Annotated in this window: 23 protein-coding genes; 10 read left to right on the plus strand and 13 right to left on the minus strand. The window is 73.0% G+C overall.

The features are described from left to right. Window positions 1-206 precede the first annotated feature (206 nt). The 6 genes from ACZ4NT_RS25100 to ACZ4NT_RS25125 all read right to left on the minus strand — a co-directional run bounded on the left by ACZ4NT_RS25100 (window position 207) and on the right by ACZ4NT_RS25125 (window position 6,015). Window positions 207-1,493 carry a hypothetical protein gene (locus ACZ4NT_RS25100; protein ID WP_121402527.1) on the minus strand — a complete coding sequence of 429 codons (1,287 nt, stop codon included), beginning with the start codon at window positions 1,491-1,493 and terminating at the stop codon, window positions 207-209. A gap of 38 nt (window positions 1,494-1,531) precedes the next feature. Continuing rightward, window positions 1,532-2,629, minus strand: coding sequence for a hypothetical protein (locus ACZ4NT_RS25105; RefSeq protein ID WP_467727717.1), 1,098 nt, complete (start codon window positions 2,627-2,629; stop codon window positions 1,532-1,534). Further along, window positions 2,626-3,573: a COG1470 family protein gene (locus ACZ4NT_RS25110; RefSeq protein WP_467727719.1), complete on the minus strand. Its 948-nt coding sequence runs from the start codon at window positions 3,571-3,573 to the stop codon at window positions 2,626-2,628. Before ACZ4NT_RS25110 ends, ACZ4NT_RS25105 begins: the two co-directional genes overlap by 4 nt. Window positions 3,574-3,681: 108 nt before the next feature. Next, window positions 3,682-4,389: an LPXTG cell wall anchor domain-containing protein gene (locus ACZ4NT_RS25115; RefSeq protein ID WP_467727721.1), complete on the minus strand. Its 708-nt coding sequence runs from the start codon at window positions 4,387-4,389 to the stop codon at window positions 3,682-3,684. A 507-nt stretch (window positions 4,390-4,896) separates the two neighbouring features. Further along, window positions 4,897-5,409 (minus strand): ATP-binding protein, encoded by a 513-nt coding sequence (locus tag ACZ4NT_RS25120; protein ID WP_121402523.1) that lies wholly within the window; start codon window positions 5,407-5,409, stop codon window positions 4,897-4,899. A gap of 237 nt (window positions 5,410-5,646) precedes the next feature. Continuing rightward, window positions 5,647-6,015, minus strand: coding sequence for an STAS domain-containing protein (locus ACZ4NT_RS25125; protein WP_121402522.1), 369 nt, complete (start codon window positions 6,013-6,015; stop codon window positions 5,647-5,649). 238 nt (window positions 6,016-6,253) lie between these two features. Between ACZ4NT_RS25125 and ACZ4NT_RS25130 the strand changes: the two genes are divergently transcribed. Next, window positions 6,254-7,177, plus strand: a complete 924-nt coding sequence (locus ACZ4NT_RS25130; RefSeq protein ID WP_121402521.1) for an RNA polymerase sigma factor SigF — start codon at window positions 6,254-6,256, stop codon at window positions 7,175-7,177. Between the two features lie 115 nt (window positions 7,178-7,292). On the opposite strand, the gene hutI is transcribed toward ACZ4NT_RS25130, so the two are convergent. The 4 genes from hutI to hutU form a co-directional block, all read right to left on the minus strand. Further along, on the minus strand, window positions 7,293-8,468 hold the full coding sequence (gene hutI / locus ACZ4NT_RS25135) for an imidazolonepropionase (protein WP_467727725.1): 1,176 nt from the start codon (window positions 8,466-8,468) through the stop codon (window positions 7,293-7,295). Between the two features lie 65 nt (window positions 8,469-8,533). Continuing rightward, on the minus strand, window positions 8,534-9,868 hold the full coding sequence (locus ACZ4NT_RS25140; RefSeq protein WP_467727726.1) for a formimidoylglutamate deiminase: 1,335 nt from the start codon (window positions 9,866-9,868) through the stop codon (window positions 8,534-8,536). Then, a complete protein-coding gene (locus ACZ4NT_RS25145; RefSeq protein ID WP_467727728.1) occupies window positions 9,865-11,088 on the minus strand; it encodes an allantoate amidohydrolase in 1,224 nt (407 codons plus the stop codon). Before ACZ4NT_RS25145 ends, ACZ4NT_RS25140 begins: the two co-directional genes overlap by 4 nt. Next, window positions 11,085-12,749, minus strand: a complete 1,665-nt coding sequence (gene hutU / locus ACZ4NT_RS25150; protein ID WP_121402517.1) for a urocanate hydratase — start codon at window positions 12,747-12,749, stop codon at window positions 11,085-11,087. The genes ACZ4NT_RS25145 and hutU overlap by 4 nt, the downstream gene beginning before the upstream one ends. Before the next feature lie 143 nt (window positions 12,750-12,892). On the opposite strand from hutU, the gene ACZ4NT_RS25155 reads away from it, so the two are divergent. The 5 genes from ACZ4NT_RS25155 (at window position 12,893) to ACZ4NT_RS25175 (ending at window position 16,816) form a co-directional block, all read left to right on the plus strand. Continuing rightward, window positions 12,893-14,311 carry a type III PLP-dependent enzyme domain-containing protein gene (locus ACZ4NT_RS25155; RefSeq protein WP_467727731.1) on the plus strand — a complete coding sequence of 473 codons (1,419 nt, stop codon included), beginning with the start codon at window positions 12,893-12,895 and terminating at the stop codon, window positions 14,309-14,311. 286 nt (window positions 14,312-14,597) lie between these two features. Further along, a complete protein-coding gene (locus ACZ4NT_RS25160) occupies window positions 14,598-14,996 on the plus strand; it encodes a hypothetical protein (protein ID WP_121402515.1) in 399 nt (132 codons plus the stop codon). 104 nt (window positions 14,997-15,100) lie between these two features. After that, window positions 15,101-15,838, plus strand: coding sequence for a transcriptional regulator (locus ACZ4NT_RS25165; RefSeq protein WP_467727906.1), 738 nt, complete (start codon window positions 15,101-15,103; stop codon window positions 15,836-15,838). Between the two features lie 38 nt (window positions 15,839-15,876). Next, window positions 15,877-16,425, plus strand: coding sequence for a roadblock/LC7 domain-containing protein (locus ACZ4NT_RS25170; RefSeq protein WP_121402513.1), 549 nt, complete (start codon window positions 15,877-15,879; stop codon window positions 16,423-16,425). Window positions 16,426-16,441: 16 nt separating this feature from the next. Next, on the plus strand, window positions 16,442-16,816 hold the full coding sequence (locus tag ACZ4NT_RS25175) for a hypothetical protein (RefSeq protein ID WP_121402512.1): 375 nt from the start codon (window positions 16,442-16,444) through the stop codon (window positions 16,814-16,816). Window positions 16,817-16,896: 80 nt separating this feature from the next. Here ACZ4NT_RS25175 and ACZ4NT_RS25180 read toward each other — a convergent pair whose 3' ends face one another. Both ACZ4NT_RS25180 and ACZ4NT_RS25185 read right to left on the minus strand, forming a co-directional pair. Further along, complete coding sequence (locus ACZ4NT_RS25180) at window positions 16,897-17,481, minus strand: hypothetical protein (RefSeq protein ID WP_121402511.1); 585 nt, start codon at window positions 17,479-17,481, stop codon at window positions 16,897-16,899. 130 nt (window positions 17,482-17,611) lie between these two features. Next, window positions 17,612-18,454 carry a MurR/RpiR family transcriptional regulator gene (locus tag ACZ4NT_RS25185; protein WP_121402510.1) on the minus strand — a complete coding sequence of 281 codons (843 nt, stop codon included), beginning with the start codon at window positions 18,452-18,454 and terminating at the stop codon, window positions 17,612-17,614. A 166-nt stretch (window positions 18,455-18,620) separates the two neighbouring features. On the opposite strand from ACZ4NT_RS25185, the gene ACZ4NT_RS25190 reads away from it, so the two are divergent. Beyond that, entirely contained in the window at window positions 18,621-19,040 is a 420-nt protein-coding gene (locus ACZ4NT_RS25190) for a hypothetical protein (protein WP_183116931.1), read from the plus strand. Window positions 19,041-19,421: 381 nt separating this feature from the next. Here the strand turns inward: ACZ4NT_RS25190 and ACZ4NT_RS25195 are convergent, their stop codons facing one another. Beyond that, window positions 19,422-20,816, minus strand: a complete 1,395-nt coding sequence (locus tag ACZ4NT_RS25195) for a cystathionine beta-synthase (RefSeq protein WP_121402509.1) — start codon at window positions 20,814-20,816, stop codon at window positions 19,422-19,424. 171 nt (window positions 20,817-20,987) lie between these two features. Between ACZ4NT_RS25195 and ACZ4NT_RS25200 the strand changes: the two genes are divergently transcribed. The 3 genes from ACZ4NT_RS25200 to ACZ4NT_RS25210 all read left to right on the plus strand — a co-directional run bounded on the left by ACZ4NT_RS25200 (window position 20,988) and on the right by ACZ4NT_RS25210 (window position 24,833). Further along, the gene (locus ACZ4NT_RS25200) at window positions 20,988-22,013 is read left to right on the plus strand and encodes an SGNH/GDSL hydrolase family protein (protein ID WP_183116825.1); all 1,026 of its coding nucleotides are present in this window, start codon (window positions 20,988-20,990) and stop codon (window positions 22,011-22,013) included. Window positions 22,014-22,519: 506 nt separating this feature from the next. Further along, complete coding sequence (locus ACZ4NT_RS25205) at window positions 22,520-23,740, plus strand: acetyl-CoA C-acetyltransferase (RefSeq protein WP_467727735.1); 1,221 nt, start codon at window positions 22,520-22,522, stop codon at window positions 23,738-23,740. A gap of 310 nt (window positions 23,741-24,050) precedes the next feature. Further along, a complete protein-coding gene (locus tag ACZ4NT_RS25210; protein ID WP_121404692.1) occupies window positions 24,051-24,833 on the plus strand; it encodes a hypothetical protein in 783 nt (260 codons plus the stop codon). Window positions 24,834-24,857: the final 24 nt, after the last annotated feature.

Here is a 24,857-nt window from a genome sequence, read left to right on the forward strand (position 1 = left end):
CCGGTCCAAGGCATTGACGTTGCCGCGAGGCGGAGTCCATCATCCTCGGCAAGCAGTGTCAACGATGACATAAGTCAACGATGACACCTCGGTGGGGGGAGCCCCCCACGCCGCCCCCCCCCCCCCCCCCCCCCCCCACAACCCCCCCCCCCCCCCCCCCCCCCCCCCCCCCCCCCGCCCCTCTCCGTCGTGTGCGGCGCTCCGCGTCAGCGTGTGCGGCGCTGCGGCATGAAGGTGAAGACGGCCCCGCCGAGCAGGATCACCGTCCCCGCGACCAGTCCGAGCGCCTTCAGGGCGCCATGGCTTCCGGCGCCCGTCTCCGCGAGGCCGCCGCCGGCCGCGGATCCCCCGGCCGCCGTGCCGCCGGCCGCGGCACCGCCGGACCCCGTCGAGCCGCCGCCCGAGGCGCCGCTCGCCTGCTCGGTGGTGTCGAGGGTCAGGGAGACGGCCGTCTTCGTCGGGGTGCAGGTGGTCGTCGTGCCGAGGGCCTGCACGGTCAGCACGCCGGGCGAAAGTGTCGACTTTCCGCTGGCGCCGGGCTTGTAGGTGCCGGTCAGATCCGGGACCTCGATCGGGTCGCCCGACTTGATCGGGGCGGAGTTGGCCGGGCCCTCGACATGGACCGTGCCCTTGTCCGCGCCGCCCAGGACGACCTCCATCGACGGCTTCACGGAGTCCGCCGGGATGTCGGCGGGACTGTCCATCACCGATTTCTTGAACCGGACCGTGAGGTCGAAGCTCCCGCCGTTCTTCTTGGCGTCGATCTGCACGGGCGACGTGGCGTCCTTGTCACCGATGGGTGTCTTGCAGGCGTAGGGGACGGACACCTCCTTCCCGGGGAAGTCGGTCCCGCCGCCGCCTCCCGTGGTGCCGCCCGTGTCGCTCCCGCCGGTGCCCCCGGGGCCGGTCGCGCTGGCCGACGGCGTACCGGTCGGCGGGGTCACGGTGGGCTGCCCGCCCGTCGTACCGCCCGGACTCCCCCCGCCGTCGGTCACCTTGATGGTGGCCGCGGACTTCACCGCCTCCTTCGGGGTGCACTTCGTGTCGGTGGACAGCGGCTTGCTGACGTTGATGGCGTACGCGTCCGGCGTCAGCGTCACCTCGCCCGCGGCCGTCAGCTTCAGCTTCCCCGTCATGTCCGAGAGCTTCATGTCGCTGTTCTTGGGGATCGGGGGATTGGTACGCGGCCCTTCCATGGCGACGGCGGCCGTCTGCGCCCCCGCCGCCTTCAGCGTGCCCGTCGGCTTGACCGTGTCCTTGTCCAGGTCGAGGACGTCCGGGTTCTTCGACGCGGCCTGGACGAACTTCCAGGTGATCGTCACCTCGTCGCCGACCTTCGCCTCGGCCGGCGCCGTGATCTCCGCCTTCGTCGTGCCCTGGACCGGGGGCAGCCCCGAGATCGGGGGCGGGATGCACTCGGTCGCATACGCCACCTCGGCGGCCTGGGCCGGGGCCACGGCCACGCCCAGCAGGATGCCCGCGCCGCCGAGCATCAGCGCGACCCCGGCCGCGCCGGCTCTCCGTTGCCTTCTCACGTGTGTCCTTTCCTCGCCTCAGTCGTCGGACCGTTCTCGTGCGGTGCGGAGAGCCGACCGGCCGCCGGGGTCCCCGGATCGCCGTCCGGTGTGAACCACGGCAGGGCCGGGGTCGTCGGGTTCTTGTGCGGCGCCTTCGGGGCGGGTCCGCCGGGCGGTGCCGGCCTCGGGAGGCGCAGGAGCGGTCCGGGCAGCCGCAGTCCGCGGTGCCGGCCGCCCCGCCCGGACGTCCGGCGCGGCCGTACCCGGTCCACGACGGCCATGCCGGCCCGGAACACCGCGGCCGGCACGACGACGCACACCAGGACCCAGAACAGGGTCACGCCCCAGGGACGTCCCACGCCCCAGGGCTGCTCGGCCAGCACCTTGCCGCCGTACTTCAGGGAGACCGTGTAGTCGCCGTGCGCCCCGGCCGACAGCTCCACCGGCAGCGAGATGCGCGCCTTCCGGCCCGGCGCGATCGTGCCGCGCCACTGCTGCTCCTCCCACTGCGGGGCGAACACGCCGTGGGCGGTGCCGACTTGGAAGACGGGGTTCTTCACGGCGGAGGTGCCGGTGTTGCCGACGGTGAACACGAACCTGCGCGAGGGAGGCGAGCCGAACCAGGTCAGCAGCGTGCCGGAACCGTCGAGCCGGGTGTCCGTGAGCACGGAGAGCCGGCCTCCGGTCTCCTCCTTCGGCAGTGGCTCGACCGAGTGCCCGGCCACCATGAAGACGGCGTCCGCGGCGGCCTTCCCGCCCGTGACGGTCGCGACGTGCACCACGCACGGGCACGGCCGGGGCGGTTCGGCGACCGGCAGCTTCCTCGTGAACCGCCCCTTGGCGTCGGTGGTGACGGCCCGGCCGTCCGCGTTGGCACAGGAGTTGGTGCCCCCGACGACCCCGCGGGACGGCACCGACTGACCGCAGATCAGGATCATCAGCAGCCGCTCGGGTCCCCAGCCGGTGCCGGTGACGGTGATGGAACCGCCCGTCCCCGCCTGCGACTTGGACAGTTCGACCGCCGGCCGGTCCGCCGCGACCGCGACCGGCCCGGACAGGGGCACCAGGACGAGCGCGAGAGCGGCCAACAGCGCCGGAACAGGCACCTTCATCTCACCGCTCCCGTCAACTCGACTTCCGTGCCTGCCTCTTCGGGCGCCTCACCGACGTCCGCACGCCGCCTGCGGTGGCGGACGGCGAACCAGGCCCCGAGGAGGGCGAGCCCGGCCCCCGCCGCCGTCATCGCCTCCCAGGGCACGAAGCGCGCCGACACGGCCGCCGTGTCGCGCGCCCCGCCCGCCGCCGTGACCGTGAGCCGCACGTCGACCGAGTCCAGCGCCGGAGTGCCCCGCCACGCCTCGTGCAGGGTGATCCGGCGGCCGGGCGGCAGTTCCACCGGCAGCGTCCGCGCGGGACGGTCGAGGACGACGCCCAGGAGCCCTTCGGCGTGCACGGCGAGCCTCGGCGTGAGCACCGTGTTGCCGCGGTTGACCAGCTCGTACGAGATCCGGCCGCCCCGCACGGTGACGTGCTCGACGGTGAGCGCGGACAGGGCGGGGCCACCGACCCGCAGCTGGATCCGGGCCGCCGAGGAACGGCCCCCGCCGACGGCGAGCACGGCTCCCGGATGGTCGCCGGGGGCGGCGCCCGCCGGGACGCTCACCGTGAAGGGGACCTCCGCCCGGGTGTGGGCCGGGACCCGCACCGAGACCGCGGCCACCGGGACCCGCCGTCCGCCCGCCGCGCCGGCGAAGCTGATCCACGCGCCCGTGTCCCGGGCCCGCTCCCGCACGGTGAGGCCGCCGTCCGCGGTGGTGTCCGCGTCCGCGCCGCGCAGCCGGACGGTGACGGGCTCGGCGCCCGGGTTGCGCACGGACACCGCGTCCTGCAGCACGGTGCCGGGTTCGGCCTCCGCGTAGACGTACGGGCGTCCGCCCGCCGTGGTGGCGGACGGCACGACGGACCAGCCGTCCCCGGCCGCGGCCGCGGGCGCGGCGGCCGTCAGCAGGAGGCCGGCCAGGCAGACGGCACGGCCGGCACAGGGGGCGTACGGCATCGGCGGCTCCCGTGGGCAGGGGCGGCGCGGCGGCGGTCCCCGGGCTGTCGGGCTCCGGGAAGAATCGCCGGGTGCGGGGTCGGTCGACCGGCGGGACCGCGTACGGCGTCAGCGGCGGACGGTCTGGTGCCTTCGGGTCAGCCACAGCGCGCCGGCCGCGCCCGTGAGCAGCACCGTGCCGCCGAGCGTGCCGAGGGCGATCGCGGAGTCCTCGGGGCCGGTCTGCGGGAGGTCGCCGCCGGAACCCGAGCCGGTACCGGACCCGGTCGGCGTCCGGTCGGTGGGCGCCGCGCCGCCCGCGGCGGTGACGTCGAGGGTCAGCGAGGGCTTGGGACTGTTCCCCGGGGTGCACGTCGTGGTGGTGCCGAGCGCCTTGATGGTGAGCACGCCCGCCGTGAAAGTGACCTTGCCGGTCTTCCTCGGGGTGTATGTGCCCGACAGGTCGGTGATCTTGATGGGGGTGTTGGCGGGGATGGCGGCCGGGTTGGCGGGGCCCTTGACGGCCACCGTGCCGCTGTCCGCGCCGCCCAGCTTGATGACGGCACTGGGATTCATGGCGCCCTTGCCCAGCTCCACCGGGCTGGAGGAGACGCCCTTCCGGAACGACATGGTGAGCTTGTAGCCGCTGCCGCTCCTGACGCTCTTGATGTCGATGGGCGAGACGGCGCTCTTGTCGCCGATCGGCGTCTTGCACTGGTAGTTGACGTCCACCACGTCGGCCTGGGCGGCGGGGGCGGCCATCAGCACCGCCGAGCCGGCCAGGGCCGCGGTGAACGCGAGCGCGGCGGTCCGTTTCTGGTACGTCCGGTAGGACACCTCGAGTCCCCTCGTCGCCGAAGTTTACTGACGGCACATCAGATTGGGCGCTCAAAGTACGCCCGGGGACTTGTGGAGGGAAGACAAAGTGCGGCTCGGATCCGAGGAGATCCGGTGCCCGCGGGGCGACACCCGGCGACCACTTCGAACCGCGGGTAACCCGAGGTGGGGCTCGACGGGTTCACCCGGGGCGGACGGCGGGCGCGGTCCCGCGGGGCCGGCCGGCGAGCGCGTGAGGACGACGGAGACACCGCCGCGCAGGGGACCGGCGAGCACCTGAGGACGACGGTGACGCCGCCGCGCGGGCCGGCCGGCGAGCGCCTCAGGACCACAAGGACGCCCTCACCCAGGACGGCCGGGTGGGGCGTCGAGGCGACGCGGGCGCCGGGAAGGCGGTGGATCGGGGGCTCGGGGCGTGGCGGAGTGCCGGGTACGGGCGCCGGGCGGGGTCGCCCGGGCGGAGCCGCGTCGGGCGAGGCCCGACGGGCGGATCGTGCGGACGCCCGGTTACGCCGGTGCGCCCAGTTCCGCCCAGACCGTCTTGCCCTCGACACCGGGGGTCCGCACGACGCCCCAGTCCAGGCAGAGCCGCTGCACGATGAACATCCCGTGTCCGCCGGGGCGCCCGGCGCGGTGCGGGGTGCGCGGCGCGGGCTGACCCGTACCGCGGTCGGAGACCTCGATCCGGAGCACCTTGTTGTCGCAGGCGATCAGGAGCTGGTCCGGCCCCTCGGCGTGCAGGCAGGCATTGGTCACCAGCTCGGAGACCACCAGCAGGACGTCCTCGGCGGCAGCCCGCTGGTCGGCACCGTCGGCCGGCAGCCAGCCCCAGGCGTAGAGCGCCTGGCGCGCGAAGTCCCGGGCGAGGGGCACGACACCGCTCTCGCCCTCGAAGTCGAGCCTGCGCGCCCGGGGGCCGGCGGAGGGCACGGTCGCGCCCGTGTCGGACGCCCCGGAAGCGCCGCCTGTGCCCGACTCCGGGCCGCGGTCGCCCGGCGAGTAAGGCCGGGTGGTGCTCATCAGCGCTTCACCTCACCGATTCACCAGTTCATGATTCAAAGACTCAGTACGTTTGGATCTGCGGCGCAGTCGCCGATTGAGCTGCCGACCTGTGCGGGTGCCGACTCGTTCAGGATGTCTCCTGCCCGACGGAACCGTCCGAACACCCACTTATTCGACATGGAACCTGTGACGCGGACAACGCGCCGGTCACCCGGGGCTGCTGGGGGCATCACATCGGCCGACGCGGCGGTCGGCCTAGTCGGCCAGGGCCGCGTCGAGCGTCTCGTGGACGGTGAAGACGGCCTCCGCCCCGGTGATCTCGAACACCCTCGCCACCACCGGCAGCATTCCCGCCAGATGGACCCCGCCCCCGGCGGCCTCGGCCTTCAGCCGCGCACCGAGCAGCACGTTGAGCCCGGTGGAATCACAGAACTCAAGACGTGAGCAGTCCACGACCAGTCGCGAGAAGCCCTTGGCGAGGCATTCCTCGAGTGGCTCACGCAACAGATCGGCGGTGTGGTGATCCAACTCACCCGCCGGGGTCACGACGGCGCTCGTGCCCTCTTCTCGCACTTCGACAAGAAGCCGGCCCGACTGTGCGCTGCCGACCGTCCCGCGGTCCATGCCGTCTCTCTCCCGACCGTCGTTGCTGTTGCCCGATGCACACGAACACTACGCCCTCCCTACGCACCTTGGCACCCGAACAACCACGTCAAAGTGGACATTTCGCCGCGAAACGCACTTGCGGTGGTGTCGCGAAACCGGGTAGGGCTAGTAGGGACACCTAATCGACACGGCCGGCTTTGGAGGCGCCGCACACCGCAGTGCACGTACAGGCATCGGCGGCCATATGCCGAGAACGATGGAGGACATCATGTCACCCCGGCTCGACGAATCGCATCCCCAGAGGGCGACGTCGACACTCCCTCCGGACAGCCCGAAGGGCGGGTCTCTCGTCGGCTCCGCGCAGGAGAGCGACGGACTCGCCGGTCTCCCGGAGATCCCTCCGTACGAAGAGGTGGGGCCGGTTGATGCACGGGCCCTGTCCAAGACCCTGTTCGAGCGGCTGGAGTCGCTCGACGAAGGCACGTACGAGTACTCGTACGTCCGCAACACCCTGGTCGAACTCAACCTGGCGCTGGTCAAGTTCGCCGCCTCCCGTTTCCGCTCCCGCAGTGAGCCGATGGAGGACATCATCCAGGTCGGCACCATCGGCCTGATCAAGGCGATCGACCGCTTCGAACTGAGTCGCGGCGTCGAGTTCCCGACTTTCGCGATGCCAACCATCGTCGGCGAGATCAAGCGGTTCTTCCGCGACACGAGCTGGTCGGTGCGCGTCCCGCGCAGGCTGCAGGAACTCCGTCTCGACCTGGCCAAGGCGGGCGACGAACTCGCCCAGCAGCTCGACCGCGCCCCGACCGTGGGCGAGCTCGCCGAGCGCCTCGGCATCACCAAGGACGAGGTCGTCGAGGGCATGGCCGCCTCGAACGCGTACACGGCCAGTTCGCTGGACGCCCAGCCCGAGGAGGACGACTCCGAGGGCGCGCTCGCGGACCGCATCGGCTATGAGGACCACGGGCTCGAGGGCATCGAGTACGTCGAGTCCCTGAAGCCGCTGATCGCCGAACTCCCCTCCCGGGACCGCAAGATCCTGTCCCTGCGCTTCGTCGCCGGCCTGACCCAGTCGGAGATCGGCGAGGAGCTCGGAATCTCCCAGATGCACGTCTCCCGGCTGCTGTCGCGGACCCTGGTCCGGCTGCGGAAGGGACTGACGGTCGAGGAGTGACCGCCCCAAGTCGTCGACCGCGCCCGGCTCCCTCTCGACAGGGGCCGGGCGCGGTCGTGCGTGCGCTTGCCTGGCGCTCCCGCCGTGACGGGAATCACACCGCGGGAGCCGCCCGTCAGGCATCGCGGACGCCGCGCCGCCACACCTCGGACACCAGCGGAACCCCCGGCCGGTAGGCCAGGTGCACGTGGCTCGGTGCGTCGAGCAGGGCCAGGTCGGCGTACGCACCCGGAGTGAGGCGTCCGACGTCCTCGCGGCGCAGGGCCGCGGCGCCGCCCGCGGTGGCCGACCAGAGGGCCTCGTCCGGCGTCATGCCCATGTCCCGCACGGCGAGGGCGATGCAGAAGGGGACCGAGGACGTGAAGGACGAACCGGGGTTGCAGTCCGTGGAGAGGGCGACCGTCGCGCCCGCGTCCAGCAGGCGGCGGGCGTCCGGCCACTGCGCGCGGGTGGAGAACTCGGCGCCGGGCAGCAGGGTGGCCACCGTCGCGCTGTTGGCCAGGGCGTCGACGTCGCCGTCCGTGAGGTGGGTGCAGTGGTCCGCGGACGCGGCGTCCAGCTCCACGGCCAGCTGCACGCCGGGGCCGTACGTCAGCTGGTTGGCGTGGATGCGGGGGTGCAGGCCCCTCGCCCGGCCCGCGGTGAGGATCGCGCGGGCCTGGTCGCCGTCGAAGGCGCCCTTCTCGCAGAACACGTCGATCCAGCGGGCGTGCGGGGCACAGGCGTCGAGCATCTCGCCGGTGACGAGGGCGACGTACCCGGCGGGGTCGTCCGCGTAGTCGGGGGACACGATGTGCGCGCCCAGGTAGGTCACCTCGTCGGTGTGGCGGGCGGCGAGCCGCAGGGCCCGCGCCTCGTCCTCGACGGTGAGGCCGTAGCCGGACTTGGTCTCGAAGGTGGTGGTGCCCTGGCGCAGCGCCTCGCGCAGATGACGGGTGAGGTTGCGCTCCAGGTCCTCGTCGCTCGCCGCCCGGGTCGCCGCCACGGTCGTGCGGATGCCGCCGGCGCTGTAGGCGCGGCCGGACATGCGGGCGTTGAACTCCTCGGTGCGGTCGCCCGCGAAGACGAGGTGCGAGTGGGAGTCCACGAAACCCGGGATCACCGCCCGGCCGCCGGCGTCGACCCGGTTGTCGGTGGCGGGCGCTTCTCTCGACTGACCGACCCACGCGACGCGGTCGCCGTCGATGACGACGGCCGCGTCCTGGATCAGGCCGAGCGGTGACCCGCGTCCGAGGGAGGGGTCGTTGGTGACCAGACTGGCGATGTTCGTGATGACGGTCGTACTGCTCATGTCGTCCTCGTGGGCCTTGTCTGCGGGGTCGGCGGTTGCTGCGGTGCCGGCTGTGCCGGCGGAGGTCAGGCGCGCAGGGCCCGGACGGCCTCGGCGAGCGCCGCGGGCACGTCGGGGACCAGGGTGTGGGCCCCGTCCCGCACGATGTGCCGGCCGGCCACGACCGTGTGGCGCACGTCGGCCGCCGTCCCCGCGAAGACGGCGGTCTCGGCGCCGAGCCGCGGCAGCGGCCCCGCGGTTCTGACCGAGTCCAGGGCGATGGTCGTGAAGTCGGCGAGCGCGCCGGTCTCCAGGGTGCCCGCCTCCTCCCAGCCGAGGGCCGCGTGGCCGTCCGCGGAGGCGGCACGCAGCAGCGCGGCGGCGGTCCAGTGGCCGCGGGTGCGGGTACGCAGCCGCTCGTTCAGCTCCATGGCGCGGGCCTCTTCGAGCAGGTCGATCACGGCGTGGCTGTCGGAGCCGAGCGAGAGGGGCGAGCCCGCCTGCTGCAGGGCGACCGCGGGGCCGATGCCGTCGGCGAGGTCCCGTTCGGTCGTCGGGCACATGCAGGTGCCGGTCCCCGAGCCGCCGAGCAGGGCGATGTCCTCGTCGGTGAGGTGCGTGCTGTGGACGCCGGTGGTGCGGGGGCCGAGGACGCCGTGGTCGGCGAGCAGCCGGGTGGGCGTGCAGCCGTGGGCCTGCCGGCAGGCGTCGTTCTCCGCCGTCTGCTCGGACAGGTGCACGTGGAGCGGGGCCCGCCGCTCCTCGGCCCAGCGGGCCACCGTCGCCAACTGCCCTGCGGGCACCGCCCGGACGGAGTGGACGGCGGCCCCGATCCGGGCGTGGTCACGGTCCTTGAGCGCCGCACAGCGTTCCGCCCAGGCCTCGGCCGTGCCGTCGGAGAAGCGCAGCTGGTGGCGGTTCGGGGGCTGCCCGAAGCCCGCCGAGAGGTACGCGGTGTCGAGGAGGGTGATGCGGATGCCGGCCTCGGCGGCGGCGGCGACGAGCGCCTCGCCCAGCGCGTTGGGGTCGGCGTAGGGGGTGCCGCCGGGAGCGTGGTGCACGTAGTGGAACTCGCCGACGGCCGTGATCCCGGCGAGCGCCATCTCGGCGTACACGGCGCGGGCGAGCGCGTGGTAGGTCTCCGGGGTCAGCCGGTCGGCGACGGCGTACATGACCTCGCGCCAGGTCCAGAAGGTGCCGGAGCCGACCTGGACGGTGCCGCGCAGGGCGCGGTGGAAGGCGTGCGAGTGGGCGTTCGCGAGGCCCGGCAGCGTGAGGCCGCGCAGGATCTCGGCACCGGGCGGCGGCGCGGCGGTGTCCGTGCGCACGGCGGTGATCCGCCCGTCCGCGACCTCGACGGCCACGCCCGGCTCGACGTGGGTGTCGAGCCAGGCGTGTTCCAGCCAGTACGTCTGCGTCACCTGCGGGCCAGCCCTTCGAGTACGTCGGCGAGCGCGCTCACCCCGGCCTCGCAGTCGTCCTCGGCGGCGAACTCGGCCGGGGAGTGCGAGACACCGGTGGGGTTGCGCACGAACAGCATGGCGGTCGGGATCGTCCCGGAGAGGATTCCCGCGTCGTGTCCCGCGCCGGTCCCCAGGACGGGGACCGCGAGGCCCGCGTCCCGGTCCCTGCCCAGGATGCGGGCGAGCTCGTCCCGCAGGGCGTGTTCGAACTCGACGACGGGGGTGAAGGACTCGCGGACGACGTCGAGGTCGATGCCGTGCGCCTCCGCGTACTCGCGGGCGGCCTTCTCGATGCCGGTGACGACGGTGTCGAGGGTCGCCTGGTCGGCGGCACGGGAGTCGAGCCAGCCGCGGACCAGGGACGGGATGGCGTTCACCCCGTTCGGCTCGACGGCGATCTTGCCGAACGTGGCGACGGCGCCCGCGAGTTCGGCCTCGCGGCGGGCCGCGAGCACGGTCTGCGCGTACGACAGCATCGGGTCCCGGCGGTCCACCAGGCGGGTGGTGCCCGCGTGGTTGGCCTCGCCCCGGAAGTCGAAGCGCCAGCGGCCGTGCGGCCAGATCGCGCTGGCGATGCCCACCCGGTCGCCGCTGAGGTCGAGCGCGCGCCCCTGCTCGACGTGCAGCTCGACGAAGGCCCCGATACGGGCGAGCCGCTCCGGGTCCGGGCCGATGGCGTCCGGGTCGTACCCGGCCCGTTCCATGGCCTGCGGAAGGGTGACGCCCTCCGCGTCGGTGAGCCGGTGGGCCTGCTCGACGGTGAGCTCGCCCGCGGTGAGGCGGGACCCGACGCAGGCCAGCCCGAAGCGGGCGCCCTCCTCGTCGCCGAAGTTGACGACGGCGAGCGGCTTGGCGAACTCCGTTCCCCTCCTGCGGAGTTCGTCCAGAGCGGCGAAGGACGACACGACGCCGAGGGGCCCGTCGAAGGCACCGCCGTCGGGCACGGAGTCCAGGTGCGAGCCGGTCACGACGGCGTCCCCGGCGGCGGGGTCACCGAGCCAGGCCCACTGGTTGCCGTTGCGGTCCAGCTCGTAGGTCAGTCCCCGCGCCTCGGCCTGGCCGCGGAACCAGGCGCGGCAGTCGGCGTCGGCACCGGTCCAGGCGAACCGGCGGTAGCCGCCGGAGGCGGAGCTGCGGCCGATCGGCAGCAGCTCCGCCCACATGCTGTGGAAGGTCACGCCTGGTCACCCTCACGCATCGGGATCCGCACGTCACGCTCGTCGGCCACGGACTCGGCGATGTCGTAGCCGGCGTCGACGTGCCGGATGACGCCCATGCCGGGGTCGTTGGTGAGGACGCGCCGGATCTTCTCGCCGGCCAGCTTCGTGCCGTCGGCGACGGAGACCTGTCCGGCGTGGATGGAACGGCCCATGCCGACACCGCCGCCGTGGTGGATGGAGACCCAGGAGGCGCCGGAGGCCACGTTGACCATGGCGTTCAGCAGCGGCCAGTCGGCGATCGCGTCGGAGCCGTCGAGCATGGCCTCGGTCTCGCGGTAGGGGGAGGCGACGGAGCCGCAGTCGAGGTGGTCGCGGCCGATGGCGAGCGGGGCGGCCAGCTCACCGGAGGCGACCATGTCGTTGAAGCGCTCGCCGGCCTTGTCGCGCTCGCCGTAGCCGAGCCAGCAGATGCGGGCGGGCAGGCCCTGGAAGTGGACGCGCTCGCCGGCCATCTTGATCCAGCGGTGCAGCGACTCGTTCTCCGGGAAGAGGTCGAGCATCGCCCGGTCGGTCTTGGCGATGTCGGAGGCCTCGCCGGACAGCGCCGCCCAGCGGAAGGGGCCCTTGCCCTCGCAGAACAGGGGGCGGATGTAGGCGGGGACGAAGCCGGGGAAGGCGAAGGCGCGGTCGTAGCCCGCGAGCTGTGCCTCGCCGCGGATGGAGTTGCCGTAGTCGAAGACCTCGGCGCCGGCGTCCATGAAGCCGACCATGGCCTCGACGTGCCGGGCCATGGACTCGCGGGCGCGGGTGGTGAAGCCCGCCGGGTCCTTCGCCGCGTACGCCGCCATGTCGTCGAAGTCGACGCCGACCGGCAGGTAGGACAGCGGGTCGTGGGCCGAGGTCTGGTCGGTCACGATGTCGATCGGCGCGCCCTCGGCCAGCATCTGCGGGAGCAGTTCGGCGGCGTTGCCCAGCAGGCCGATGGAGAGCGGGCGGCGGGCGTCGCGGGCCTCGGTGGCCAGCTGGAGGGCGTGGGCCGGGCTGTCGGCCCGCACGTCCAGGTAGCGGTGCTCGATGCGGCGGTCGATGGCGCGCGGGTCGACGTCGATGCAGATCGCGACGCCGTCGTTCATGGTGACGGCGAGCGGCTGGGCGCCGCCCATGCCGCCGAGGCCGGCGGTGAGGGTGATCGTGCCCGCGAGGGTGCCGCCGAACTTCTTCGCGGCGACGGCGGCGAAGGTCTCGTAGGTGCCCTGCAGGATGCCCTGGGTGCCGATGTAGATCCACGAGCCGGCCGTCATCTGGCCGTACATGGTCAGTCCCAGCTGCTCCAGCCGCCGGAACTCCTCCCAGTTCGCCCAGTCGCCGACCAGGTTGGAGTTGGCGATGAGGACGCGCGGGGCCCACTCGTGGGTCTGCATGACGCCGACCGGCCGGCCGGACTGGACGAGCATCGTCTCGTCCTGCTTCAGGGTCCGCAGCGTGCGCACCATGGCGTCGAAGGAGCGCCAGTCACGGGCGGCCTTGCCGGTGCCGCCGTAGACGACGAGCTTGTCGGGGTGCTCGGCGACCTCGGGGTCGAGGTTGTTCTGCAGCATGCGCAGGGCGGCTTCCTGCTGCCATCCCAGGGCGCTCAGTTCCGTGCCGCGCGGTGCTCGGACGGGGCGGGGTCCTGACATGGTCTGCCTCCTGGTGGACTGCTGCACGCAGACTGCGGCATGCGGATTGTTGCACTCGTTATTCACATCCTGGACTTCTGAATAGAGCTAGTCAATACATTCGTACGTCAGCGCGTGCGCGCCGCGGGTGTTTGGCTGGACGCATGCGCGCGCACAGGGAGACGACGGGGGATCCGACGGGCGGCGGGGCGGGCGGGGCGGCACCGCCCCCCACCGGGACGGGCGAGCGGGACGAGGACCGGGTCGCCCGGCGGGACGAAGCCGTCCGTGCCGCCGTGGAACAGGGGCTCCTCGGGCCCTCCGCCCCGCTCGTGGGACTCCTCGACGTCACCGGCATCCGTGCCTCGGCGCGTGCGCTGCGGGCCGCCTTCGAGGCCGTGGCCGCACCCGGCACCCCGGTGCTGCACGCCTTCGCGGTGAAGGCGACCCCGCTCGTCCCGGTGCTGCGGCTGCTGCACGAGGCGGGCATCGGGGCGGAGGTGGCAAGCCCCGGAGAGCTCGCGCTCGCCCGCGCCGCCGGCGTACCGCCGGCCCGCACCGTCCTGGACTCCCCCGCCAAGACCCCGGCCGAGCTGCGGGAGGCCTTGGCCCTCGGCATCGCCGTCAACGCAGACAACCCGCAGGAGCTGGCGCGCATCGACGGCCTGGTGCGCTCCGCGGTCACCGGCTCACCCGTCGGGATCAGGGTGAACCCGCAGGTCGGCGGCGGTTCCATCGAGGCCCTGTCGACCGCCACGGCGACCTCCAAGTTCGGTGTGGCCCTGCGCGACGAAGGGGCCCGCGCCTGGATCGTCCAGGCGTATCTGGACCGCCCCTGGCTGACCCGGCTGCACGCGCACTCCGGGTCGCAGGGCGTCCCGCTCTCCCTGATGGCCCAGGGCGTGGCGGAGACGTACGCGCTCGCCGAGGAGATCAACCGGCGGATCGGGCGGCGGCAGATCGACACCCTCGACATCGGCGGGGGCCTGCCGGTGAACTTCGGCTCGGACACCACGACACCGACCTACGCGCAGTACGCGCGGCTGCTCGCCGAGGTCGTCCCCGGGCTGTTCGCGGGGCACTACGGACTGGTCACCGAGTTCGGGCGCTCGCTCCTCGCCAAGCACGGGACGGTGCTCGCGCGGGTCGAGTACACCAAGACCGCCGGGGGCCGGCCCATCGCCGTCACCCACGCCGGGGTCCAGATCGCGGCCCGCACGGTCTACGCGCCCGCCTCCTGGCCGCTGCGGATCGCCGCCTACGACGCCAAGGGGCGGCCCAAATCCGGGCCCGACGTGGTGCAGGACGTCGCGGGACCCGCCTGCTTCGCGGGCGACCTGCTCGCCGAGGGCCGCTCGCTGCCGCGGCTAGAACCGGGGGACCACGCGGCGGTGCTGGACACCGGCGCCTACTCGTTCGCGCACCACTACGCGTACAACTCGCTGATCCGCCCGGCCGTCCACGGCTTCGCGCCGGACGGCGCCGGCGGGGTGCGCTTCGCGACCGTACGGGAGCCGCAGACCCTCGCCGAGGTCGTCGCGGAGTCGGGCGGGGCGCACGCCTCGGCGCTCACGGGGCTCTAGGGACACGCTCACGGCGCGCCGGAGTCCACGCCATCGCGCGCCGGCGGACCCGTACAGCACCGGGTGGGAGCGCCACCCGGGACCGGCGAAGACCCCGGCGCGGAGGCGGCCGGGCCCGATTTCCCGCCGTTCGAACCATGGTCAACTTCCCTCTGGACGAGGTCAGTTGACCCACCTTAGTCATTCCGCGCATGTTCCACTGGAAAATGCCGGAACCCTCACGCCCCACGCACACGTTGCGTAGCCTCAGCGTCACTCAGCCGAACCCGAGGCGGGAGGGGACACGGTGCCCGGAATCGACGAGTGCCTGTTGGAAGCCATGCGACTGCCCGGTGCGCGTGGCGCCGCGGTGGTCGACTGGACCAGCGGTCTGGCGCTGGGCACCGTCGGTGACGCACCGGGCGGCGACCACGAGACGACCGCGGCGGAGGCGGCCGAGCTGGCGCGGCTCGCCGCGGAGCACCACGCGTTCGCCCCGGCGGACGGCTCGGACTGGTCCGAGGCGGAGCCGCCCGTGGAGGACCTGATCATCAGCAACCGCGACAGCTACCACGTGCTGCGGTTCGTGCGGACGACGTTCGACAGCAGCGTCTTCCTGCACCTGTGGCTGGGCCGCGAGGACGGCAATCTCGCGCTCGCCAGGATCCGGCTCGGCGAGATGGCCGGACGGCTGGTGCTCGGATGACCACCGTCGGAACGCCCGTCGCACCCCCGCTCCCCGTGCGGGACCCCCTGGAGGAGTCCACCGGCCGGGACCGCCACATCGCGCCGACCGGCGGCCTCTCGCCCATGCTCAGCCGGCTCGCCGAGGAGCGGGCGACCGGGGTCCTCATGCGCGAGCGGGGCACGCTCTACCTCTGCGACGGAGAGGTGGTGCACGCCGAGAGCCCGGCGACCCCCGGACTCGACGTGCTGCTCACCGTCCCCGGCACGCTGCACGCCGACGTGTGGCGGCAGGCGGTCTCCGAGGCCGGGGCCCGCCGCCGGGTGGGGCGGTTCCTGGTCGACAGCGGCCGGATAGCGGAGGGCGCGCTGGAGCTGTGCCACCTCGGGGCGCTGTACGACGCCGCGTACTTCGTGCTCGGCCCGAGCAGCGCCCCGGCCCGCTTCCGCTACGGGGCCGCGCACTGGCTCGGCTCCCTGCGCCCGGTCCCCGTGGCCGCGCTGGAACGCGAGACGCTGCGCCGCCGCGCGTTGCTGCACCGCATCTGGCCCGACCCGGCGACGGACACGGAACCCCTGGTCCGCAGCCGGGACGCCGACCCCTCGCTCACCCACCGCCAGCGCGCCGTCCTCGGCCAGGTGAACGGCGTGCGCACCGCGGCGGACATATCGCTCGCCCTGGGACGCCCCGCGTTCCACACCCTGGTCGACCTGCGCCGGCTGGCGGCCGGCGGAACCGTGGCGACGGCGCACCCCCTGGAGCGGGTGCCCTCGCCCGCCGTGGCCGCCGTGCTCGAACAGACGTCCGACGATCCGGACGTCGCCCTGCTGCGCCGGCTCAGAGACGCCCTGGAGGCCCTGTGATCCGCGCGCTCCGACAGCGTGCCGAAAGGAGACTGCTGATGGCCGCGGAGGCCGAAGTACTCGACGAACTCCACCGGTTGAGGGCGCGAGTACCGCAGGTGACCGGCGCGCTCGCGGCCAGTGTCGACGGTCTCGTGCTCGCCCACGACACCCCGGGCGTGGAACCGGAGGGGGTGGCCGCGCTCACCGCGGCGGCGCTGGGCGTCGCCCTGCGGATGACGGACGCCACCAGCCAGGGCGACTTCCGCGAGCTGCTCGTCCGTGGGGTGTACGGCTACGTGGCGACGTACGCGGCCGGTACCTCGGCCGTGCTGACGCTGCTAGCCCAGGACCGGGTGAACGTCGGCCGGCTGCATCTGGAGGGCCGCCGCGCCGGGACCCGGATCGGCGAGCTCGTGGACGCGGCGACGGCCCGCGGTGAACCGCCCGCCCCGGCCCGGATCCCCGCGAAGCCCCCGGCCCGGTCCGTCGGCTCGCGCTCCCGGACGCCCCGCACTCCGGCGAACGGCCGCGACCCGGCACCCGCCGACAAGACCCTGCCCGTAAGGACCCCTACCGCCAAGGCCCCCACCACCACCGAAAGTTGAAGGGACGCACAGCATCATGACGAACACAGAGACTGCTCTGAAAGAGGCGCTCGCCTCCATCGAAGGCGCGACCGGCGCCGCGCTCGTCGACTACACCAGCGGCATGGCGCTGGGCACCATCGGCGGCAGCAAGGGATTCGACCTCAACGTCGCCGCGGCCGGTAACACCGACGTCGTCCGCGCCAAGCTCCGCACCATGGAACACCTGGGCCTGAAGGCCGAGATCGAGGACATCCTGATCACCCTGAGCGACCAGTACCACCTGATCCGGCTGATGCAGGGGCGCGGTGGCAACGGGCTCTTCCTGTACCTCGTCCTCGACTCCAAACGGGCCAACCTCGCGATGGCCCGCCATCAGCTCAAGCGGATCGAGGCCGAACTGGAGGTGTAGGCACCCGCAGCCCCGGCCGGACGCCGACCGGGGGCGCCGCACAGCGCCCCCGACGGCCCGGCGCCGGGTCCGCCCGGGTACTACACGAGAGCGTCGACGCGGCGGCGCGCCCCGCCCGGGGCCGCGTCGCCCGCGGCGATGCCGGTGCTGCGGAACGCCTTGACCGGCTTGCCCGCCGGGGCACCGGCCCGCTTGCCCAGCCAGTCCACGCGCACCCACAGCAGAGCGTCGCCGTCCCGCTCGCGGCGGCCCAGCCAGGCGGCCTTCAGCCGCAGGCCCACGCCGGTGCCGGCCAGCAGCAGGCCGCCCGCCGCCGGCACCGCGAACGCGCTGCCCAGCGCGGCCAGGAAGGCCGTCAGCAGCCACCATCGGTGTCCCCGGCGCCAGTTGCGGACGGACACGGCACGGTCCTGGAGCACGTCGTGCTTGCCGGCCCGGGCGGCGGACCCGGCCAGCTCCACGTACCGCCCCCTGCGCGCGTACGCCACCACGGCCGCCGCGACGACGAAGAGCACCGCCCCGGCCATCACCCCGATCCGGCGGCCGGTCACTCCCGACGGCAGCAGACCGACGCCCGCCCCGATCACTCCCGTCCACCACAGCGGTGCCGCTCCGGCCCTCACGACGACCGCCACCCGAGCCAGCCCCTGCCCTCCGCGTGCCACGTTCCGCCTCCCGTCTCGGCCTCTTTTCGGAGGTGCAGATTAGCGAGGGAAGGTGAAACGAGTCTGAGAAACGCGGCCTCCCGGCGGACGCCCCGAGCGGCCGGCGGTCACACCACGCAGAGCCCGCGCGTCACTCCACGAAGAGCCCCCGGGCGGCGGCCCGCGCGTCGAACTCCTCCAGCCGCGCCTGCGCGTCCGGCAGGCCGTCGCACATCGCCTCCAGCAGGACCCGGCCGAGGAGCATCGGGGCGCAGGCGGTGTCGAAGGCGAGCCCCGTACCGACGGCGGCGGGCAGCAGCAGGTCCGACACCTTCGCCACCGGCGCGAACGCCGAGTCCGCGACGGTGACGACCGTCAGACCGGCCGACCTCGCGTACGCGAGCGAGTCCACGACCTCGCGCGGGTGCCGGGGCAGGGCGAAGCACAGCAGCGCCGTGGCACCGGCGTGCACGGCGGCGTCGACCCGGTCCTGGAGCATGGTGCCGCCCTCGTGCAGCAGCCGTACGTCCGGGTGCACCTTGGCGGCGAAGTAGGCGAAGCCGTACGCCTGGGAGGCGGCGGCCCGCAGCCCGAGCACCGGAAGGGGTCTCGACGCCGCGAGCAGCCGGCCCGCGCGCTCCACCGGCCGGGGGTCCGCGAGCACCTCTGCCAGGTGTCTCAGGTTCTCGATCTCCGCCTCGACGGCCTGCTGGTACTCGTTGTACGGGGCGGAGTCGGTGACCGGTTCGACGGGGGCGACCTCCCGGAGGTGCCTGCGCAGCGCCGGATAGCCGTCGAAGCCGAGCGCGACCGCGAACCGGGTGACGGACGGCTGGCTGACCCCGGCGAGTTCGGCGAGTTCGACGCTCGACAGGAAGGGCACGTCGGCGGCGCGCCGCACCATGCTGTGCGCGATGCGCCGCTGCGTCGGTGTCAGCCGGCGCCCCTCGAAGAGCGCCTGCAGCCGCGCGGCCGGGCTGTCGGTCACGCTCATGACGTTCCCCTCCAGGTGCCCCTATTCAGACATCAAGAACTCTGCATGACGATATGCAGGCCAGGCAAGGGCCGTCTCGTGATCCGGCGGGGCCCGGCACGGAGAGGGGGGGCTAACCCCAGTGCGACGGAGGCCTTCGCTGCCTAGCGTGGAGGCCATGACCGGTATGGATGCCCGCGACGCCGACCTGAAGAAGGAACTCGACGCCACCCTGCAGGCACGCAGGGAGCTCGGCGAGGAGTACGAGCCGGCGCTGGTCGACTCGTTCCTGGAGAAGGTCGAGCAGCGCCTCGACGGCACGGTGGAGCGCCGGGTGCGCAGGCACCTCGCGGAACAGCAGATGGTGGTGGCCCGGGGCACCCGCTCGTCGCGAGAGCCGGACTCGTGGGGCGAGCGTTTCGGCTTCGGGATCGTCTCGCTCGTGCTGGCGGTCCCGCTCTCCGCGATCGGCGGGGGCGTCGCGCATCTCCCGGGCCTGATGGTCGCCTGGGCGGGCATCGTGGGCGTCAACGCCGTGCACGCCCTGCGACACACGCTGCCCCTGCGCCGCGAGAAGGACAAGCAGTCCTCGGACTGGGAGGACTGAGCCCCCGGGTCTCCCCGCGCACGGGATTGTGCGCGGGGACCGCCGCACCCCCGTCATCGGGGGGCGGGACGACGGCGGTCCCCGCGAAGGACGCGGGCCGGGTCAGGGCCGGGCTTGCGCGTCCGTGGCGTCCATGGAGGTCCGGGAGCCGCTCCGGAGGTCCTTGACGCCGTTCGGGCGCCGGCCCGGGCGGGGAGCCGCTCCCGCCCTTGCCGACATCCACCACTGTGCCGGACCCGTGTTAAGCGAGTGCTGCGCGGACGTGACGCACGCGTACCACTTCCGCGAAGTTCCCCGCCGCCAGGACCGGAAGATCCCCTTTCGGCAGGGCACTTCGGGAGATTTCCTCCGCCGCGCGCACCGGTCTACGCGCGCAATCCCCTACTGCTTGGTACCGCCCTTGGCGAGGAACGACAGCAGGTCCTGCCGGCTGACCACCCCGGTCGGCTTGCCCTCGACCAGCACGATCGCCGCGTCGGCGGCACCGAGCACGGACATCAGGTCCCCGACCGGCTCGCCGGAGCCGACCTGCGGCAGCGGTGCCGACATGTGCTTCTCCAGCGGGTCCTCCAGGGAGGCGCGCTTGGTGAACAGGGCGTCCAGCAGCTCACGTTCGACGACGGAGCCCACGACCTCGGCCGCCATGACGTCCGGGTGTCCGGCGCCGGGCTTCACGATCGGCATCTGCGAGACGCCGTACTCGCGCAGCACCTCGATGGCCTCGCCGACCGTCTCGTCCGGGTGCATGTGGACGAGCGAGGGGATGGAGCCCCCGGCCTTGTCGCTGAGCACGTCGGCGACACGGGCGCTCGGACCGGTGTCCTCCAGGAAGCCGTAATCGGCCATCCACTCGTCGTTGAAGATCTTGCTGAGGTAGCCGCGCCCGCTGTCCGGCAGCAGCACCACGACGACGTCGTCCGGGCCGAGCCGCTCGGCGACCCGCAGTGCGGCGACGACCGCCATTCCGCAGGAACCGCCGACCAGCAGCCCCTCCTCCTTGGCGAGCCGCCGGGTCATCTGGAAGGAGTCCTTGTCGGACACGGCGACGATCTCGTCCGCGACGGTCCGGTCGTACGCGCTCGGCCAGAAGTCCTCCCCGACGCCCTCGACGAGGTACGGCCGCCCCGACCCGCCGGAGTACACCGACCCCTCGGGGTCGGCACCGATCACCTGGACCCGGCCGTCGCTGGCGTCCTTCAGGTACCGGCCGGTGCCGGAGATGGTGCCGCCGGTGCCCACGCCGGTCACGAAGTGGGTGATCCGCCCCTCCGTCTGCTCCCAAAGCTCGGGGCCGGTGGAGTGATAGTGCGAGAGGGGGTTGTGCGGGTTGGAGTACTGGTCGGGCTTCCACGCACCGGGCGTCTCACGGACGAGCCGGTCGGAGACGTTGTAGTAGGAGTCGGGGTGCTCGGGGTCGACGGCCGTCGGGCAGACGACGACCTCGGCACCGTAGGCGCGCAGCACGTTGATCTTGTCAGTGCTCACCTTGTCGGGGCACACGAAGATGCACTTGTAGCCCTTCTGCTGCGCCACGATGGCGAGGCCGACACCGGTGTTTCCGCTGGTCGGCTCGACGATGGTGCCGCCGGGCTTGAGGGCGCCGCTCTCCTCCGCGGCCTCGATCATGCGCAGCGCGATGCGGTCCTTCACGGACCCGCCGGGGTTGAAGTACTCAACCTTGGCCAGGACCGTCGCCTGAATGCCCGCGGTCACGTTGTTGAGCCTCACCAGCGGGGTGTTGCCGACGAGACTGATCATCGAGTCGTGGAATTGCACCGTTGTCTCCGGAGCTGTGTATCTGAGGGATGGTCCCGTCAGCCTAAGGCCCCACGTGGGAGGGGGGCCCGGCAGTCGCCCCGGAAGGTGCCGCACCCGCCGGTGAGATTGGCCGACCTGCTCTACGGGGCAAGCAGTGGGTGTACGGCTACGAGGAGGTGGCGGCTACGCATGTCGAGTTTGTCGAGGGCAAGGGTGGCCCGGCGCATCGCGGCGGGTGCGGCGTACGGCGGTGGCGGGATCGGTCTGGTGGGCGCGGCCGCGGTCGGCGTCCTGCTGGCCGAGGTGCAGCTGGCGAAGCGCCATGTGGGCAACGGCAGCGCGCACGCGCCCCGCGCGGACGGCCTGTACGGACACGCGTACGCCGGTTTCGACGATCCGCCGCTGCGGCTGACCATACTCGGTGACTCCACGGCCGCCGGCCAGGGCGTGCACCGCGCCCGGCAGACCCCCGGAGCCCTGCTGGCCGCCGGTCTCGCGGCGGTGGCGGAGCGGCCGGTCCAGCTCAGCAACGTGGCGCTGCCCGGCGCCCAGTCGGACGACCTGGACCGCCAGGTGGCGCTCACCCTCGCGGATCCGGCCCGGGTGCCGGACGTCTGCGTGATCATGATCGGTGCGAACGACGTGACGCACCGGATGCCGCCGACCCGCTCGGTGCGCCATCTGTCCTCGGCGGTGCGCAGGCTGCGGACCGCGGGCGCGGAGGTCGTCGTCGGCACCTGTCCCGACCTGGGCACCATCGAGCCGGTCCAGCAGCCGCTGCGGTGGCTGGCCCGCCGTGCGTCCCGGCAGCTGGCGGCGGCCCAGACGATCGGCGCGGTCGAGCAGGGCGGGCGCACGGTGTCGCTGGGCGACCTGCTGGGCCCCGAGTTCGAGGAGAACCCGCGGGAGCTGTTCGGCCCCGACAACTACCACCCGTCCGCGGAGGGGTACGCGACCGCCGCGATGGCGGTGCTTCCCACGGTCTGCGCCGCCCTCGGCCTCTGGCCGGCGGACGAGGAGCGTCCGGACGTCTCGCGCCGCGAGGGCTTCCTGCCGGTGGCCCGGGCCGCCGCGGAGGCGGCGTCCGAGCCGGGTACGGAGGTCACGGCCGCGATGCCGACGGGGCCGCGCGGCCCCTGGGCCCTCCTCAAGCGCCGCCGTCGCCGGCGCCTGCCCACCACGGACGCGGCCACGACCCCGGCGCCGTTCAACTGACCCCCGGACACCGTCTCCGTTCCCCGGAGAACCGCGCCACCACGCTCGCCCTCAAGCACCGGACAGAATCCCGCCCCCGACAGAAATCCAGCCCCGCCGGCGCCTGAGGAGCCGGTCCCGAGAATCCAGCCCCTCCGGCGCTTGAGGAGCGGGGTCCGGGGCGGAGCCCCGTGGCGGGAGGCGGGGACCCCGAGCCGCGCCCGGCCCCGCACCGGACCATCCAGCCCCTCCGGCAGAAATCCAGCCCCGCCGGCAAGGACCCAGCCCCTCCGGCGCTTGAGGAGCGGGGTCCGGGGCGGAGCCCCGTGGCGGTGCGGACGACGGCCGAGCAAAGGACGGCCCCAGCGAACCCCCACCCCCGAAGGCGCCCCCGCCAGAAAAAAGCAAGCGCTTGGAAAGTGCGGCCCGAGTCACACCCCCACACCCGTGACCGCGCGGGTACGTACGGGTAACTTCCCAACCAGCCCTGCAAATCCCGCCGCACCCCGCAAGTCAATGGAGCCGTGATGCCAGAAGCCGTGATCGTCTCAGCCGCCCGCTCCCCGATCGGCCGCGCCTTCAAAGGCTCCCTCAAGGACGTGCGGCCCGACGACCTGACCGCCACGATCATCCAGGCCGCCCTGGCCAAGGTCCCCGAGCTGGACTCGAGGGACATCGACGACCTGATGCTGGGCTGCGGTCTGCCCGGCGGCGAGCAGGGGCACAACCTCGGCCGCATCGTCGCCGTCCAGATGGGCATGGACCACCTCCCGGGCTGCACCATCACCCGGTACTGCTCGTCGTCGCTGCAGACCTCCCGCATGGCCCTGCACGCCATCAAGGCCGGCGAGGGCGACGTCTTCATCTCGGCCGGCGTCGAGATGGTGTCCCGCAGCGTCAAGGGCAACAGCGACAGCCTGCCCGACACCAAGAACCCCCTCTTCGCCGACGCGGAGGCCCGCACCGCGTCCGTCGCGCAGAGCGAGGGCGCCTCCTGGCACGACCCGCGCGAGGACGGCCTGCTCCCGGACGCGTACATCGCGATGGGCCAGACCGCCGAGAACCTGGCCCGCATCAAGGGCGTCACCCGCCAGGACATGGACGAGTTCGGCGTCCGCTCGCAGAACCTCGCCGAGGAAGCCATCAAGAACGGCTTCTGGGAGCGGGAGATCACCCCGGTCACCACGCCCGACGGCACCGTCGTCGCCAAGGACGACGGTCCCCGCGCCGGCGTCACCGTGGAGGGCGTCCAGGGCCTCAAGCCGGTCTTCCGCCCCGACGGCCTGGTCACGGCCGGCAACTGCTGCCCGCTGAACGACGGCGCCGCCGCGCTCGTCATCATGAGCGACACCAAGGCCCGCGAGCTCGGCCTGACCCCGCTCGCCCGCATCGTGTCGACCGGCGTCACCGGCCTGTCCCCCGAGATCATGGGCCTCGGCCCGGTGGAGGCGTCGAAGCAGGCCCTCAAGCGCGCGGGACTGACCGTCGACGACATCGACCTCTTCGAGATCAACGAGGCCTTCGCGGCCCAGGTGATCCCCTCCTACCGCGACCTCGACATCCCGCTGGAGAAGCTGAACGTGAACGGCGGCGCCATCGCCGTCGGCCACCCCTTCGGCATGACCGGCGCCCGCATCACCGGCACGCTCATCAACAGCCTCCAGTTCCACGACAAGCAGTTCGGCCTGGAGACGATGTGCGTCGGCGGCGGCCAGGGCATGGCGATGGTCATCGAGCGCCTCAGCTGATCGCGCGCATGAATCGGAGCGTGTAGTTCCGTACCAGTCACCGCAGTTGAACGCACGGTGACCGAACCGGCCCGGATCCCCGGAAACTTCGGGAGTCCGGGCCGATTTGTGATCCAATCTCCCCCAGGATGTGACCTATCTCCCTCCGGATAGGTCTTTTCGCAGGTCAGAGCGGTTTCACGAGTAAACCCCGGGCCCAAAGTCCTGCCCCTTTCGTGACGTTACGCACTGACAGCCGAGTGGTCCGCCCTTCAAGCTGAGGTAGGAAGTCGGGGGTCGACTTTGAACCGGGAGTACGTCAGTGAGCACCATGCCTCTAGCTCTGCTGCTCACCACGGCCGCAACAGCCGCCGTGGGCGTCGCCGTCCTGCGTGCCGCGCACGGACTGCGCCGGCAGGTGAAGGCCCTGCAGACCGAACTCGCCCAGAGCCGGGCCGACGCCGTACGGGGCCGGGTGCCCGCCGCCCGCTCCACCGCCGACGCGGAGCAGATACGCGCCGCGGTCGCCGAGGCGCTCGCCGAGGAGCGGGAGCGGGAGCTGGCCGAGGCGCGGGCGTTCTGGGCCGCCCAGGAGGGGCGTGACGCCTCCGACGGGCCCACCCTGCTCGGCCTGCCCGACAGCGAGCTGTTCCTGCCGCGCCAGTCGGACTTCGCCGGCTTCGAGCACCTGGAGCCGGTGACCGAGCCGGACCTGGAGATCGACGAGTTCGCCGGGGAGTCCCCCGAACTGGCCGCGGCCCGCCGCCGCCACCCCTCGCACCCGGACTTCGTACCGGTCCAGTCACCCGTCGTGAACGACCACGAGCGCACGGTGGCCTGCCTCGAGGAACTCGCGGAGTCCCGCACCGAGCTGGCCGACGTCCGCCCCGGCCCGCTGGGCACGCTCGACGTCTACGTCTTCGCGGACGGTACGACGCTGTGCATGACCCCGGGCCACCGCGAGACCGCCGAGCGGCTCGCCGCCGCGCTGCGCGCGGGCCGCACCCCGGTGCTGCTGGGCGGCTCCGGCGTCTCGGGCGCGTACGCGCTGACGTTCGGGTGCGGCGAGGAGAACGTCTACATCCTCGCGGACCGCGTCATAGCGTCCGCGTAGGAACAGGCGCCCGCCCACGCAGCG

It is taken from the genome of Streptomyces sp. NPDC026417, from assembly GCF_055567695.1.

Bases quoted from the DNA above. Each gene is read 5' to 3' on its own strand.
- ACZ4NT_RS25100 (WP_121402527.1), bottom strand. From the start codon at position 1,493: ATGCTCGGCGGCGCGGGCATCCTGCTGGGCGTGGCCGTGGCCCCGGCC.
- ACZ4NT_RS25105 (WP_467727717.1), bottom strand. From the start codon at position 2,629: ATGAAGGTGCCTGTTCCGGCGCTGTTGGCCGCTCTCGCGCTCGTCCTG.
- ACZ4NT_RS25110 (WP_467727719.1), bottom strand. From the start codon at position 3,573: ATGCCGTACGCCCCCTGTGCCGGCCGTGCCGTCTGCCTGGCCGGCCTC.
- ACZ4NT_RS25120 (WP_121402523.1), bottom strand. From the start codon at position 5,409: ATGAGCACCACCCGGCCTTACTCGCCGGGCGACCGCGGCCCGGAGTCG.
- ACZ4NT_RS25125 (WP_121402522.1), bottom strand. From the start codon at position 6,015: ATGGACCGCGGGACGGTCGGCAGCGCACAGTCGGGCCGGCTTCTTGTC.
- ACZ4NT_RS25130 (WP_121402521.1), top strand. From the start codon at position 6,254: ATGGAGGACATCATGTCACCCCGGCTCGACGAATCGCATCCCCAGAGG.
- hutI (WP_467727725.1), bottom strand. From the start codon at position 8,468: ATGAGCAGTACGACCGTCATCACGAACATCGCCAGTCTGGTCACCAAC.
- hutU (WP_121402517.1), bottom strand. From the start codon at position 12,749: ATGTCAGGACCCCGCCCCGTCCGAGCACCGCGCGGCACGGAACTGAGC.
- ACZ4NT_RS25155 (WP_467727731.1), top strand. From the start codon at position 12,893: ATGCGCGCGCACAGGGAGACGACGGGGGATCCGACGGGCGGCGGGGCG.
- ACZ4NT_RS25165 (WP_467727906.1), top strand. From the start codon at position 15,101: ATGCTCAGCCGGCTCGCCGAGGAGCGGGCGACCGGGGTCCTCATGCGC.
- ACZ4NT_RS25170 (WP_121402513.1), top strand. From the start codon at position 15,877: ATGGCCGCGGAGGCCGAAGTACTCGACGAACTCCACCGGTTGAGGGCG.
- ACZ4NT_RS25175 (WP_121402512.1), top strand. From the start codon at position 16,442: ATGACGAACACAGAGACTGCTCTGAAAGAGGCGCTCGCCTCCATCGAA.
- ACZ4NT_RS25185 (WP_121402510.1), bottom strand. From the start codon at position 18,454: ATGAGCGTGACCGACAGCCCGGCCGCGCGGCTGCAGGCGCTCTTCGAG.
- ACZ4NT_RS25190 (WP_183116931.1), top strand. From the start codon at position 18,621: ATGGATGCCCGCGACGCCGACCTGAAGAAGGAACTCGACGCCACCCTG.
- ACZ4NT_RS25200 (WP_183116825.1), top strand. From the start codon at position 20,988: ATGTCGAGTTTGTCGAGGGCAAGGGTGGCCCGGCGCATCGCGGCGGGT.
- ACZ4NT_RS25205 (WP_467727735.1), top strand. From the start codon at position 22,520: ATGCCAGAAGCCGTGATCGTCTCAGCCGCCCGCTCCCCGATCGGCCGC.
- ACZ4NT_RS25210 (WP_121404692.1), top strand. From the start codon at position 24,051: ATGCCTCTAGCTCTGCTGCTCACCACGGCCGCAACAGCCGCCGTGGGC.